Here is a 13,796-nt window from a genome sequence, read left to right on the forward strand (position 1 = left end):
CGTCCGATCGTGCGTTCCGCGGAGATTGCGCGGGCCCGCCCTTGCCCGCGATTCCGGCTCTACGGCACGTTCTGGAAAGCGTGCATGTGCTGGGCGAGATGGTTGAGCAGCCGCCGTGAGGCTTCCGGCAGGCGGCGGCCGGCGCGCAGCAGCAGGTGGCTGCGGGCTTCGGACAGGAGGGCATCACGCAGCGCGATGGCGCGCATGGCGCCGGATGCCACCTCGTCCGCCACCACGAAGTGGGGCAGGAACCCCACGCCCAGACCCTGCGCGATGAACCGGCGGTGCAGATCGAAGGAGGCGGTCTCCAGCCGTCCGCCGAGGTGGAAGCCTTCGTTCGCCTCCACCCGGCCGATCATCTGGCGCAGGCCGTGATCGGGCGGAAACAGCGCCACCGGCTCGGCAGCGAAGGTGCGCAGGGGCACCGGCACCCCGCCGGACTTCAGCGGATGGTCCGGCGGCACGATGGCGAACAGCGGCTGGCGGGCCGTGACCACGCTGCGCACATCCGAATGGGCCTGCGGATTGTAGGCCATCCCGATATCCGCATCGCCCTGCGCGATGGCCGCGAGGATGCCGTCCGTGGTGCCGAGGGTGATCTTGTATCCGACGCCGCCATAATGCTCGGAAAAGCTGGCGAGGCCATGCTCCATCAGGTCGGCGACGAAGCCGCCGCCGCACCAGATGCGCACGGTGCCCTGCTGCACGCCCCGAAGGCGGCTCAGCCGGTCCTCCAGCAACAGGCGTTCGTCGGCCTCGCGCTGGGCATGTTCGGCGACGATGCGGCCAGCCTCGGTCGGCACGACGCCACGCGGCAGACGCTCGATCAGCGGCTGGCCCACCTCGGCCTCCAGATCGATGATCTGCCGGCTCACCGCCGAGGCGGCAACGTTTAGTGTCTCCGCCGCGGCCCGGACGGAGCCGGCGCGGATGACGGCAAGGAGATATCGGAGGGCCCTATCCTGCATCGTCGCACAGTGAGGCATGCCGACGCTTAAAACGAATTGAATGATGGTCGCACGCGGGGCGGTGTCACGTGGACACCGGTTCCCCGCGCCCTTGCTGCCGTTCTGCCTTTGGCGGTCCGTTCAGCGCACGGACCGCGCCGCTGACTTTCTCCTCGAAGATGCGCTCGCACGGCCACCTGCAGCACCGTGCGGTGTCGGGTCAGGTCGTGGTCGTTGGTCGAGACGCAGGCGGATCCGATGCGCATCAGGAGGGGCGTGAGTGCTGCAAAAATCAGCACTTTTGTGAACGATCGGAGAGCGCCAGGAGCTGCCGTCGGCATCTGCCCGATTGCGGGCATGCAGGCTGGCGACATCCTGCCGGTGTCGGCGGCAGGCAGCGATGCACTCCACAGCCTATGCGCGAGTTTCCGGTTGAAACCTCAATACATACCCGCCAAGATACCCTTAAAGGTTACGCGCGGAAGAACACCTGTTTCGTAAGGGAAGCCATCTTAATTTCGTGCGACAAATTCTTTTTTGTTTGGAAAAATACATGCACAAGAAAATTATGCTGAATTGGCAGGCTAATAATTATTTTGGATGGGGACTGCTTGGTCTGAATATTTTTCAACGCTGGGCGGTCGATCCAGATGTGCAACCATTGATGGGCCGCCCAATCGGACCGGCCGATGTCCAGGCCATGGATCCTTTGCGCATGTTCGCAATGGGTCCCGCCGTGATTAAATCCAATACCTTTCTGGCCGGCTTAATCGCGGACAAGACCGGCGCCGCCGCAAAGGACATCATCGTCGTGAATGGGTTCGGCAATCGGTTCGGCGCGGCGGCGGCGCCTCACTTCAAAGGACGGCGAACAATCGCTCGGTGCGTGTTGGAGGATACGCGTGTCGACAATGCTCGTCAGCTGTTAGCTAGCCACGACGATGTGCTGTGTGCTTCGAACTGGAGTGCAGATATTTTAAGGGCCACGAGTGGAAAGCCAGTGACGATGATCTATGAGGGGATAGATAGCTCACAGTTTTTCCCGGGACCCAAATCCGGAGTTCTCGACCCCAGTAAATTTTACGTCTTCTCTGGTGGAAAGATCGAGTTTCGCAAAGGACACGATCTGGTATTGTTGGCATTCCGCGAATTTGCGGCACGCCACAAAGAGGCCGTTCTGGTCGCTGCCTGGCATTCCCCCTGGCCAAAGGGCTCTGTGGGCTTTCAGGGTAAGCTGAAAGCCCCGCTTCGAATGGATGCCAGAGGCGTGCTGGATGTGAAGCGATGGGTTATTGAGAACGGGGTCGATGAGAGCCAGTTTCTAGAATTGCCACCGACACCCAACCCATTGATCCCATCAATTTTACGCGAAATGGACTGCGCAGTACAGGTATCGCGATGCGAGGCCGCCACAAATCTCCCCGCGAAGGAAGCGATGGCTTGTGGGATTCCGGTGATACTCGCCAATAACACGGGCGCCCGCGACTTGGTTGGCAACGACAATTGTGTCGCTCTCAGCGCTCAGGCTCCCGTCACGTCGAGCTCAGTCGGCACAGAAGGTTGGGGAGAAAGCAGTGTAGAGGAAATTGTCGCTGCCCTAGAGATGTTGTTTACCGATAGTGAATCCCGAAAGCAAATTGGAGCCCGTGGGGCTCAGTGGATCATGGATGAGGGGCGCACTTGGGGCCACCATGCCGCTGCCCTGAAGTCATATCTTCTCACTTAAATTATTGTGTTTGATGACGAATTGAAGATGAAGCTTTTTCAAATTCTCCACCGCCACTGTTACTGTTGACGTTGCCCCCAAATTTTATCCAGCGTCACGTTCGTTCTAGCGGGTGGATTTGGCCTGTTCGGCCGGGTGAGCGGCAGAATACCGCTGGCGGATTCCGGCCGGCCGGCCGCCTTCGCCGGGTGGCGAACAGGCTACTTTTTGGCGCTGGCGCCAGCGTTGTACTGGTAGTTGCCCTCAAGCTGGTCGAGAACGACGGTATTGGGTGGGTTGGAGTCGGCGGTGGCCGTCAGAACCATCTCGTTGTCCAGCTTGCGTGATCTGAACTGCCATCCGGTCGGCAAGGTCAGTCGCTCGCCCAGGGTGGGCAGGTCTTCGATGGTGTTCTTGGGGTCGATCTTCAGGGACAGACTGAACATGGTGTAGACGGCGCCCTCGGGCGTGATCAGCTCGTACACCGTTTGGCCCGCATTGAAGATCATGGAGCTGGTCCGTTTCGAGACCATCGGCCTGTAGGGCGGCATGGATCCGGAAACGAATTTTTCCAAGCTCGGGACTTCGAACACGCCGTCCAGGTTCAAGGGGATCCCGGCGATCACTCTCTGCTTGCAGCCTTCCCAGGACATCCCGGTTACGGTGTTCGCCACCAGACGCCGCGGGCCGTTGAAGAAGACCCCGTCGCCCCCGTAATCCTTCCTGAGGGTCTCCGCATCCAGAGCGCGGAAGCGCACGTCCATCGCGTCGTTGGGCTCGGGAAGCGCGTTGCCGAGCGAGTTGAAATAGTTGCCGATCCCGCCACCATCGGGTTGCCGGAACATGAACAGAATTTCGTAAAAGGCCCGGCCGCGCCAGTTCTCAGCCTTGATCGGGCAGGGATCGGTCAAATTGACCATTGGTTTGGATTGCGCCTGTGCCGTGGGGGGACAGGCGATCGCAGCGGCCAGCGCTGCGGCGGCGAAGACGCCAGGCAACACGCCGTGAATTCGCTTCATGATCGGTCCTTTCGGCTGGCCGTTAGGGAGCCCGCGACCCCCACGGGGGATTCGTAGCAGACCTGAACACTCTTGGCAGGTTTATAGACCCCTCGTTCCCGATGGTCGGTCCACTTTTACAACAATACCGCCGTCGATCCCTTGCTGCGGATCAAGACGCTCAGCGATCCGTTTCGCGCCAACACTGGTCCAGGCGCCGATTTCCAAGCTGAAACATCGACGGTGTTGAGCCGCACAATTCCGGCTTGCTGCTCGAGTCTCACAGCGGCGCCACGATACCTCTGGGCGACAGCCTCTTGCCTGACCTCTTCAAGGACGGCGTGGCGTGGTCGCGCGCGGCGGTCGAAAGCCGTGAACGAGGCCGGGCGGCCGCGGAGGCCGGGTTCGCCGCCCATGCTACCGCTGCCTTGCGTGTGGCACATCCGTGCCCTGCGCGTTGTGCAGTGCAACAACTATTCTTCTGAGGCTACGCTTCTTCTGCCGCAGTGCAGCAAGGGTTCAGGAGATGCAGACCGTCGTCGCAATCATGCTGATCGGCTCCGTGGTCATGGTCGCCATCGCCGCGCTGGATCAGCCCAACGGCTGACCGCGCAGCGGGACCGACGGGAGCTTACATGCGGCCGGCGATGGTGCCGTCTGTCGCGTGAAGGGCGCGCTCGGGCACCTTCTCGGCAGCGGAGCGCAGGCGGGGGAGGATGTCCTCGGCGCGGTCGGCCGTGAGCATCTCCACCGGCGTGTCCGAGCGGATGAAGCCGGCGCCGCGCATGTGATCCACCAGCGTCACGAACGGATCCCAGAAGCCCGCCGTGTTGAGAATGAGGATCGGCTTCTTGTGCCGGCCGAGCTGGGCCCAAGTGAGCTGCTCCACCAGTTCCTCCAGCGTGCCGACGCCGCCGGGCAGGGCCACGAAGGCATCCGCCCGCTCGAACATCAGCCGCTTGCGCTCGTGCATGTCCTCCACGACGATCATCTCCGCCTCGTGGGCGAAGGCGCGTTCGCGGGTCATGAGGAAGCGGGGGATGATGCCGGTGACGGTACCGCCGGCCAGCGCCACCGCGCTCGCCACCTCGCCCATCAGCCCGATGCCGCCGCCGCCATAGACGAGGCGCACGCCCTCGGCGGCAAGGATGCGCCCGAAACGCCGGGCTTCTTCGGCAAACACCGGATCGCCGCCGGTGGCGGAGCCGCAATACACACAGACGCTGTCGATTCTGGCCATGCGCGCACTTTACCAAACTTGGCGGCCGGTAGGGCAGGCCGCCCGAGGGCGAATAGAGCGCGAATAGTGCGCACCCGCGACGGCGGCGTGACGCGAGTGGGGGCAAAGAGCTTGTTCGATGGTCATTCATCGTCTATCGTCGATAAACGATGAATGTGCCCGCCTTCCCAACCCCGGACCCCGCCGCTGCCGATGAACCCGGCACCGCAAGGGCCGATCTCGCGGCAAGGCTCCGCGCGCTCGCCCATCCGGCACGGCTCGCCATGCTGGAGACTTTGGCGGGGCAGGAGCGGTGCGTGTGCGGCGAGATCGTGAAGGCGCTGCCCCTTGCGCAGTCCACCGTCTCGCAACATCTGAAGGTTCTCCTCGATGCCGGGCTGATCCGCGGCCGCACCGAGGGGCAGCGGTCCAGCTACTGCCTCGACACGGCGGCGCTCGATGCGCTGGCTGAAGAGATCGATGCGCTGTTCAAGGCGCTCCGCCGTCCGTCGGGCTGCTGTGCACCCGGCGCACCGGACCAAAGTTAGGCCATCATGTCCCAATCCAAGAAGCCCGCAGCCCGGCGGGCCGCCGTTTCCTCCGACGCCATGTTCTCCACCCTGCGCGGCCTGTGGCCCTATCTGTGGCCGGCCGACCGGGCGGACCTGCGCGCGCGCGTCGTGGTCACCTTCGTCCTGCTGTTCGCCTCAAAGGGCGCCACCATGGCGGTGCCCTTCCTGTTCAAATGGGCGACCGACGCCCTCACCGCCGAGGTGGCCGCCGGCAAGGCCGCGACGCCGGACGTGGGCTTCTGGGCCCTCGTCATCGGTGCCCCGGTGGCGCTGACGCTGGCCTACGGGCTCGGGCGCATCCTCATGGCCGGCGTCACACAGCTGCGCGACGGTCTGTTCGCCAAGGTGGCGCTCAATGCCGTGCGCCGGCTCGCCATGGAGACGTTCGAGCACATGCACGCCTTGTCCCTGCGCTTCCATCTGGAGCGCAAGACGGGCGGGCTGACGCGCGTTCTGGAGCGGGCGCGCTCGGGCATCGAGACCATCGTGCGCATGCTGGCGCTGCAACTGGCGCCGACCATCGTCGAATTGGTGATGGTGCTCGGCGTGCTGCTGTTCGCGTTCGACTGGCGGTATGTGGCGGTCGTCTCGGCGACGGTGGTGCTCTATTCCCTGTTCACCTATGTCGCCAGCGAGTGGCGCCTCGCCATCCGCAAGGAGATGAACGAGAGCGACACCGACGCCAACACCAAGGCCATCGACAGCCTGCTCAACTACGAGACGGTGAAGTACTTCGGCGCTGAGCGCTGGGAGACGGCCCGCTACGACCGCTCCATGGCGCGCTACGAGAAGGCGACGGTGAACACCTATACCTCGCTGGCGTGGCTGAACGCCGGGCAGGCGCTCATCTTCTCCATCGGCCTCGCGGCGGTGATGGTGATGTGCGTGCTGGACATCCGCGCCGGGCGGCAGACGGTAGGCTCCTTCGTCATGGTCAACGCCATGATGATCCAGTTCTACATCCCGTTGAATTTCCTCGGCTTCATCTATCGCGAGATCAAGCAGGCCATCGTCGATATCGAGGCCATGTTCGCTGTGCTGCAGGTGGCTCCGGAAGTCACCGACCGTCCCGGCGCGCCGGACCTTGTGGTCTCCGGCGGCACGGTGCGGTTCGAGGATGTGCGCTTTTCCTATGATGCCGGCCGGGAAATCCTGAAGGGCATCACCTTCGAGGTGCCGGCGGGGCGCACGGTGGCCATCGTCGGGCCTTCGGGCGCGGGCAAGTCCACGCTCTCGCGCCTGCTGTTCCGCTTCTACGATGTCTCCGGCGGCCGCATCACCATCGATGGGCAGGATCTCAGGGACATCTCGCAGGAGAGCCTGCGCGCCGCCATCGGCATGGTCCCGCAGGACACGGTGCTGTTCAACGACACCATCGCCTACAACATCCGCTACGGCCGCCCGGCGGCGAGCGAGGCCGAGGTGGAGGAGGCCGCGCGCCTTGCCCGCATCGACGGCTTCATCCGCGCCACGCCCAAGGGCTTCAAGACCGAGGTGGGGGAGCGGGGCCTGAAGCTCTCCGGCGGCGAGAAGCAGCGCGTGGCCATCGCCCGCACGCTGCTGAAGGCGCCGCCCATCCTGGTGCTGGACGAGGCAACCTCGGCGCTGGACAGCCACACCGAGAAGGAAATCCAGGACGCGCTCGACCGCGTGTCCGAGGGGCGCACCACGCTGGTCATCGCCCACCGCCTGTCGACCGTGGTGAGCGCGGACGAGATCCTCGTCCTCGCCGACGGCAAGGTGGCCGAGCGTGGCTGCCATGCGGAGCTGTTGGCCAAGGGCGGGCTTTATGCTGCCCTGTGGAACCGCCAGCGGGAGGCGGAGGACGCCGCCGCGGTCCTCGCCCGTGCGCAGGCCGAGGAGGCGCTGGAGATACTCCCCGCCCGCCATCCCGACGAGGAGGGCATGGACGAGGAGCGGGTGAGCGCGGTGGGCTGAGCCGCGCCTCCCTCACCCTCAGCGCGGCTGGTTGAAGGCCCAGAGCACGCCGAACGGGTCGCGCACCTGCGCATAGCGGGCACCCCAGAACATGTCTTCCGGCGGCATCACCGGCGTCGCGCCGGCTTCCACCGCGCGGGCGAAGGCGGCATCCGTGTCGCCCACATGGAGCGAGAGGTTGAAGCCGCCGAGCTTTTCCACGGGGCCGGAGCAGTATTCCGGATAGGGATCGGCCAACATCACCGACGAGCCGTTGATGTAGAGATGGACGTGCATGGTGCGTCCGCTCTCGTCCGGCGGCATGGCGAAGGCGAGTTCGGCCCCCAGCGCCTTGCGGTAGAAATCGGCGGCCTTCATGGCGCCCTCTACCGTCAGATAGGCTGTGACGCCGCCCTTCACCGGGGGCATGGCGGCGGGATCGATGGACGGCATGGTGGTCTCGGCAGTGTCGGACATGCGTTCCTCCTCCGGCGCCGGAGCGCGCCTGTTGTGATGACGGGTGGGCGGCGCCGATCCCGACAGCCTGCCCGCATTTTTCCTCAGGCCTGTGACTGGATGAGATCGATCTGCGCGCGGATGTGCTCCGCCTCGGCCGGGGTGTTGGCCAGCGCGATGGCCCTATCGAAGGCGCTGCGCGCCTCCTGATGGCGGCCCAGCTCCAGCAGGAAGGCGCCGCGGGCACCAAAGAAATGGAAATAGCCGGAGAGCTGCGGCGCCAAGGGCTCGATCATGGCGAGCGCCGCCTCCGCGCCCTTCACCTTGCTCACCGCCACCGCCCGGTTGAGCGTCACCACCGGGGATGGCTGGAGGAATTCGAGCGCCGCATAGAGCGTGTCGATCTGCGCCCAGTCGGTCTCCTCCGGCGTCGCCGCGCGGGCGTGGAGGCCGGCGACGGCCGCCTGGATCTGGTAGGCGCCGGGGCGGCGGTGGCGCATGGCCTTGTCGATGAGCGCCAGCCCTTCGGCGATGCGCTCGCGGTCCCATTTCGAGCGGTCCTGCCGGTCGAGCAGGATGGCCCGGCCATCCGCATCGAAGCGGGCGGCGGCGCGGGCGTGCTGGAGCAGCATAAGAGCCACCAGCCCCATGATCTCCGGCTCGGTGGGGAAGAGGCGCAGCAGCAGCCGGCCGAGGCGGATGGCGTCGTCGCACAGCCCCGCGCGGCTGGGCTCGCCGCCGGCCGAATAGCCTTCGTTGAAGACGAGATAGACCATGGCCGCCACCGTCCCCAGCCGCTCGGCGCGCTCCACCGGGCCGGGGGCCTCGAACGGCACGTCGGCGCGGGCGATGCGGCCCTTGGCGCGCGTGATGCGCTGCTCCATGGCCGCTTCGCTGACGAGGAAGGCGCGGGCAATCTCCTTCACCGTGAGGCCGGAGACGATGCGCAGGGCAAGCGCGATCTGCTGCGTCGCCGGCAGTTCCGGATGGCAGCAGATGAAGAGCAGGCGCAGCACGTCGTCGCGATAGTGGGAATTGTCCAGCCGCTCGGCCAGCGGCGCCTCGGCGTCGTCGAGGTCGGAGAGCTGGTCGTCCGGGGGCAGGGGATCGTGCTTCGCCCGCTTGCGCACGCCGTCGAGGGCGGCGTTGCGGCCGACGAGGATGAGCCAGGCGGCGGGATCGCGCGGCGGGCCATTCACCGGCCAGGTGCGCAGCGCGCGCAGGCAGGCTTCCTGAAACGCCTCCTCTGCGGTGTCGAGATCACGAAAATAGCGCAGCAGCGCGGCCACCGCCTGCGGCCGGGCGGCGGTGAGGGTGCCGTTGATCCAGTCCGGGTCGGTGAGGGCGGAAGTGGTCATGTGCCGGTCTTCTGGTCCGTGCGCTGGTCGGGGAAGAAGGCGCGAACCGGGCGAATCTCATAGGTGCCGCCGGGATTGACCGTCGCGAGGTCCCGGGCGATGGCGAGCACGTCGTCGAGGTCGGCGGCATCCACGAGGTAGAACCCCAGCAACTGCTCCTTGGTCTCGGCGAAGGGGCCGTCGATGACGAGGGGCCCCTCCTGCGTCTTGCGCAGGGTGGTGGCGGCGGTGGTCGGCAGGAGGCGGAGCGATGCGCCCATCTTTCCGGCCTTGGTGAGCCGTTCCTGCACCGCCGCGATCTTGGCCATCACGGCGTCGTCCTGCTCCTGGCTCCAGGAACAGACCACGTCTTCTTCATGGTAGCAGAGGATGGCGTACATCATGGCTGGGGCTCCCTGGCATCACGACGAGGACGCACGAGTATGACCACGGCCGACAAAGCGGGGCAAAATCTGCGCGGGGACAGGCGAGAGCTGAGCTGCACGCGCGCTTGACGGCGCCGATGCCCGCTTATAGGCCGGACACATGACCTCGCGCGCCTTCATCGCCGGCTGTGCCGGCCCGAACCTTTCGGCCACCGAGCGCAGCTTCTTCCGGGATGCGGAGCCCTGGGGCTTCATCCTGTTCGCCCGCAACGTGGCGGACCCCGACCAGGTGCGCGCGCTGGTCGCCGACCTGCGCGAGGCGGTGGGCTGGGTGGCGCCGGTGCTCATCGACCAGGAAGGCGGCCGCGTGCAGCGCCTGCGCCCGCCGCACTGGACCGACGATCCCCCCGCCGAGGCGTTCGGCAACCTGTACCTCTGCGATCCGACAGCGGCGCTGGAGGCGGTGCGGCTCAATTCGCGGGCCATCGCGGCGGACCTCTACGCCCTCGGCATCGACGTGGACTGCCTGCCCTGCGCGGACCTGCGCCATCCCGATGGCCACGGCATCATCGGCAATCGCGCCTACGGCACCGAGCCCATCGCGGTGGCGGCGCTGGCGCGGGCGGCGGCGGTGGGACTGATGGAAGGCGGCGTGCTGCCCGTGCTGAAGCACATCCCCGGCCATGGTCGCGCGCCAGTGGACAGCCACGAGAAGCTGCCCGTCGTTACCGCCAAGCGGGGCGAGCTGGAGGGCATGGACTTCGCCGCTTTCCGCGACCTGTCTGACCTGCCCCTCGGCATGACCGCCCATGTGGTCTATGCCGACATCGACCCGGACCGCCCCGCCACCACCTCGCCGGTGGTGCTGTCCGAGGTGGTGCGCGGCTCCATCGGCTTCGACGGCATGCTGATGAGCGACGATCTCTCCATGGGCGCGCTCGCCGGTACCATGGAAACCCGTGGCCGCGATGCGCTGGCGGCGGGCTGCGACATGCTCCTCCACTGCAACGGCAAGATGGAGGAGATGGAGAAGGTGGCCGCCTCCGCGCCCGTGCTGACCGGCGAGGCCTATGCCCGTGCCGCCAAGGCGCTGGCCCTGCGGGTGACGCCTGATCCGGTGGATGCGAAGGAATTGCGTACCGTCGTGGCGGCTCAGCTCAAGATGGTGGGCTGACCCGTGACGGGGCCGACCTCAGGCGAGTCCGGTCCGGACGCCTTCGAGATCGGTACCGATCGTGCTCCGGCCACGTCCGACGAGACGTTCGTGGTGGACGTGGACGGGTTCGAGGGGCCGCTCGACCTGCTCCTCGCTCTGGCGCGGACGCAGAAGGTCGATCTCTCCAGGATCTCGATCCTCGCCCTTGCCGACCAGTACCTCGCCTTCATCGAGGAGGCCCGGCGCGGCCGGCTGGAGCTGGCCGCCGACTATCTGGTGATGGCGGCGTGGCTCGCCTACCTGAAATCGCGCCTGCTGCTGCCGGCTCCGCCACAGGAGGAGGGGCCGAGCGCGGAGGAGATGGCCGCCGCCTTCGCCCGGCGCCTGAGGCATCTGGAGCGCATCCGCCGCGCCGCCGCGCAATTGATGGCGCGCCCGCAGATGGGTCGCGACGCCTTCGCTCGCGCCCTGCCGCCGCCGTCCAAAGAGCCGCTCTACACGGTTTATACGGCCACCACCTACGACCTGCTCTCCGCCTATGCCCGCCAGCGCCAGACCAAGGCGCTGTCCCACGTCACGCTCAAGACCCGCACCGTCTGGTCGCTCGCCGAGGCCCGCGCCCGGCTGGAGCGGCTGCTCGGGGCGGAGGTGGTGGGCGAATGGATGCGGCTGGACCAATTCCTGCTAGATTACATGACGACGCCCGAGCAGCGGGCGACTGCGCTCGCGTCGAGCTTCTCGGCCAGCCTGGAGATGGTGCGGGAGGGGATGCTGGATATCCGCCAGGATGCCCCCTTCGCTCCCCTGTGGCTGCGTCCGCGACCCGCGGTGGAGCCGGAGCCGCTGCTGCCGTTCGACGCGCCCGATGCGGCGCCCGGAGAGGAGAGATGACCCGTCCCGTCCCGCGCATCGACCTGTTCGACGTGCGTCCGGAGGACGAGCGCGCCTATGCCTTCGCGCGCGATCTGAGGGCCATCGAGGCGTTGCTGTTCACCTCGCCGCTGCCGGTGGACGCCAAGGCCATGAAGCCACACCTCTCCGCCGACGCCGACATTGCCGCTCTGATGGAGGCCCTGACTGCCGATTACGCCCGGCGCGGCGTCAACATCGTGCGGGCCGCCGGCGGTTGGATGCTGCGCACGGCGCCGGACCTCGCCCGCGTGGTCGCCGGCCCGGTGCCGGAGGCGCGCAAGCTCTCGCGTGCGGCCATCGAAGTGCTGGCCATCGTCGCCTACCACCAGCCCGTCACGCGCGCCGAAATCGAGGAGATTCGCGGCGTCTCCACCTCCAAGGGCACGCTGGACGTGCTGCTGGAGACCGGATGGGTGCGCCTGCGCGGCCGCCGCAAGGCGCCGGGCCGGCCCGTAACCTATGGCACGACACCGGCCTTCCTCGTCCAGTTCGGTCTCGATGCGGTGCAGGATCTGCCGGGGCTCGACGAACTGAAGGGCGCCGGCCTCATCGACGGACGCATCCCCGCCGGCTTCGCCATTCCGCTGCCGTCCGACGATCCGGGCCTGCGCGAGGACGAGGAAGCGCTGGAGCCGGACATGCTGGATTTCCACCTCTCGCCCCCGCCGGAGGACGAGGAGCCGGGCGCGGCCGCGCCCGAAGATGATGGCGACGCGTGAGGAGGCGGTTCTGGCTGACGAGATCGAGACCCTGGGCATGACCCGCAGCCGCACCCCTGCCGCCTTCGCCAAGGGCCTCTCCTTCGAGGCCGTTGAACTCGCTTATGGCGACGTCGCCGCCGTGCGCGGGGTGAGCCTCGCGGTGGAGCCGGGGGAGGTGCTGTGCCTGCTCGGCCAGTCCGGCTGCGGCAAGACCTCGCTGCTGCGCCTCGCGGCGGGCATCGAGCAGCCGGACGCGGGCCGAATCCTCATCGACGGCGAGGTGGTGGCGGGGCAGGGGGCGTTCGTGCCGCCCGAGCGGCGCGGGGTGGGGCTGGTGTTCCAGGACTATGCCCTGTTCCCGCACCTCACCAACCTTGAGAACGTGATGTTCGGCCTCAACGGCCTGAAACGCACCGAGGCGATGCGGGAGGCGCGGCTGGCGCTGGCGCGGGTGGATCTCGCCGACCTCGCCGATGTTTATCCCCACGAATTGTCCGGCGGACAGCAGCAGCGCGTGGCGCTGGCCCGCGCCATGGCGCCGCGGCCGGGCATCCTGCTGCTCGACGAGCCCTTCTCCGGCCTCGATCGTCGCCTGCGCGACCAGGTGCGGGCGGACACGCTCGCGGTGCTGCGCGAGGCCAGGGCGACGGTCATCATCGTCACCCACGATCCCGAGGAGGCGATGCGCCTCGCTGACCGCATCGCCTTGCTGCGCAAGGGCGAACTGGTGCAACTCGGCGCGCCTGCCGAACTCTACCGTCACCCGGCGGACCTCGGTGTGGCGCGATTCTTCTGCGAGCTGAACGAGATCGAGGCCAGAATCGTCGGCGGCATGGCGGACACGCCCATCGGCGGGTTCGCGGCGCCAGGACTGCCCGAGGGACCGGCCATCGTTGCCATCCGGCCGCAGGGCATTGCGCTCGCGCCGGCCGGGCGCGGCGTGCCGGGGCGGGTGCTTGAGCGGCGCTTTCTGGGCGAGCTTGATCTCGTGGAAGTGATCGCGGACGGGCTGGAGCGCCCGCTGGTGCTGCGCCTCCGGGACGCGGGAAACGTGAAGAAGGGCGACGAGACGGGGCTTCTGGTCGATCCCGGTGAAGTCCTTGTTTTCGCCGCGGGCGGAGCCTAGTGTCGCCGTCCGAATGGCTCTGCGGCCTGCCGCTGGGGCACAAAGAATATCCTTGGAGGATGGTTAGATGGGTTCGATGAGCATCTGGCACTGGATCGTGGTGCTGGCCGTGGTGCTCCTCCTGTTCGGTCGCGGCAAGATCTCCGATCTGATGGGCGACGTGGCGAAGGGCATCAAGTCCTTCAAGAAGGGCATGGCCGACGACGACGAGCCGGCGAAGGCTCCTCCGGCCGCTCCCGAGGCGCCGCGCCCGCTGCCGCACCAGACGTCGAGCGCCCCCGAAGCCGAGAAGAAGCCCGTCTGACGGACCTCTGCCTCTAACTCTTGAAGAGGGCGGCGGCACCACCGCCGGACAGACGGGCTC

At 67.0% G+C, this 13,796-nt stretch carries 14 protein-coding genes; 8 read left to right on the top strand and 6 right to left on the bottom strand.

All coding sequences use genetic code 11. The annotated features are described in order from the left end of the window. Nucleotides 1-59: 59 nt before the first annotated feature. The gene (locus A37E_RS0120320; RefSeq protein WP_348550885.1) at nt 60-986 is read right to left on the bottom strand and encodes a LysR family transcriptional regulator; all 927 of its coding nucleotides are present in this window, start codon (nt 984-986) and stop codon (nt 60-62) included. A gap of 514 nt (nt 987-1,500) precedes the next feature. Here A37E_RS0120320 and A37E_RS26615 point away from each other — a divergent pair. After that, complete coding sequence (locus A37E_RS26615; protein ID WP_081837704.1) at nt 1,501-2,673, top strand: glycosyltransferase family 4 protein; 1,173 nt, start codon at nt 1,501-1,503, stop codon at nt 2,671-2,673. 200 nt (nt 2,674-2,873) lie between these two features. On the opposite strand, the gene A37E_RS0120325 is transcribed toward A37E_RS26615, so the two are convergent. Continuing rightward, the gene (locus A37E_RS0120325; protein WP_029558300.1) at nt 2,874-3,671 is read right to left on the bottom strand and encodes a hypothetical protein; all 798 of its coding nucleotides are present in this window, start codon (nt 3,669-3,671) and stop codon (nt 2,874-2,876) included. 610 nt (nt 3,672-4,281) lie between these two features. Next, entirely contained in the window at nt 4,282-4,890 is a 609-nt protein-coding gene (locus A37E_RS0120335) for a TIGR00730 family Rossman fold protein (protein ID WP_029558301.1), read from the bottom strand. Between the two features lie 149 nt (nt 4,891-5,039). Here A37E_RS0120335 and A37E_RS0120340 point away from each other — a divergent pair, with 149 nt between their 5' ends. Both A37E_RS0120340 and A37E_RS0120345 read left to right on the top strand, forming a co-directional pair. After that, nucleotides 5,040-5,417, top strand: a complete 378-nt coding sequence (locus tag A37E_RS0120340) for a metalloregulator ArsR/SmtB family transcription factor (RefSeq protein WP_029558302.1) — start codon at nt 5,040-5,042, stop codon at nt 5,415-5,417. A 6-nt stretch (nt 5,418-5,423) separates the two neighbouring features. Continuing rightward, nucleotides 5,424-7,379 carry an ABC transporter ATP-binding protein/permease gene (locus A37E_RS0120345; RefSeq protein WP_029558303.1) on the top strand — a complete coding sequence of 652 codons (1,956 nt, stop codon included), beginning with the start codon at nt 5,424-5,426 and terminating at the stop codon, nt 7,377-7,379. Nucleotides 7,380-7,397: 18 nt separating this feature from the next. On the opposite strand, the gene A37E_RS0120350 is transcribed toward A37E_RS0120345, so the two are convergent. The 3 genes from A37E_RS0120350 to A37E_RS0120360 all read right to left on the bottom strand — a co-directional run bounded on the left by A37E_RS0120350 (nt 7,398) and on the right by A37E_RS0120360 (nt 9,555). Next, nucleotides 7,398-7,835, bottom strand: coding sequence for a VOC family protein (locus A37E_RS0120350; protein WP_051679218.1), 438 nt, complete (start codon nt 7,833-7,835; stop codon nt 7,398-7,400). Nucleotides 7,836-7,918: 83 nt separating this feature from the next. Further along, nucleotides 7,919-9,172, bottom strand: coding sequence for an RNA polymerase sigma factor (locus tag A37E_RS0120355; RefSeq protein WP_029558305.1), 1,254 nt, complete (start codon nt 9,170-9,172; stop codon nt 7,919-7,921). Further along, on the bottom strand, nt 9,169-9,555 hold the full coding sequence (locus A37E_RS0120360; protein WP_029558306.1) for a YciI family protein: 387 nt from the start codon (nt 9,553-9,555) through the stop codon (nt 9,169-9,171). The genes A37E_RS0120355 and A37E_RS0120360 overlap by 4 nt, the downstream gene beginning before the upstream one ends. A gap of 142 nt (nt 9,556-9,697) precedes the next feature. Between A37E_RS0120360 and nagZ the strand changes: the two genes are divergently transcribed. From nagZ to A37E_RS0120385, 5 genes are all read left to right on the top strand, one after another. After that, nucleotides 9,698-10,711, top strand: coding sequence for a beta-N-acetylhexosaminidase (gene nagZ / locus A37E_RS0120365; protein WP_029558307.1), 1,014 nt, complete (start codon nt 9,698-9,700; stop codon nt 10,709-10,711). Between the two features lie 48 nt (nt 10,712-10,759). Continuing rightward, a complete protein-coding gene (locus A37E_RS0120370; RefSeq protein WP_029558308.1) occupies nt 10,760-11,584 on the top strand; it encodes a ScpA family protein in 825 nt (274 codons plus the stop codon). After that, nucleotides 11,581-12,324 carry an SMC-Scp complex subunit ScpB gene (scpB, locus tag A37E_RS0120375; protein WP_029558309.1) on the top strand — a complete coding sequence of 248 codons (744 nt, stop codon included), beginning with the start codon at nt 11,581-11,583 and terminating at the stop codon, nt 12,322-12,324. The genes A37E_RS0120370 and scpB overlap by 4 nt, the downstream gene beginning before the upstream one ends. Continuing rightward, nucleotides 12,308-13,432, top strand: coding sequence for an ABC transporter ATP-binding protein (locus tag A37E_RS0120380; protein ID WP_245279391.1), 1,125 nt, complete (start codon nt 12,308-12,310; stop codon nt 13,430-13,432). Before scpB ends, A37E_RS0120380 begins: the two co-directional genes overlap by 17 nt. Nucleotides 13,433-13,499: 67 nt before the next feature. Next, complete coding sequence (locus A37E_RS0120385; protein ID WP_029558311.1) at nt 13,500-13,736, top strand: twin-arginine translocase TatA/TatE family subunit; 237 nt, start codon at nt 13,500-13,502, stop codon at nt 13,734-13,736. Nucleotides 13,737-13,796: the final 60 nt, after the last annotated feature.

The organism is Xanthobacter sp. 91 (assembly GCF_000702385.1).
Classification (GTDB): domain Bacteria; phylum Pseudomonadota; class Alphaproteobacteria; order Rhizobiales; family Xanthobacteraceae; genus Xanthobacter; species Xanthobacter aminoxidans.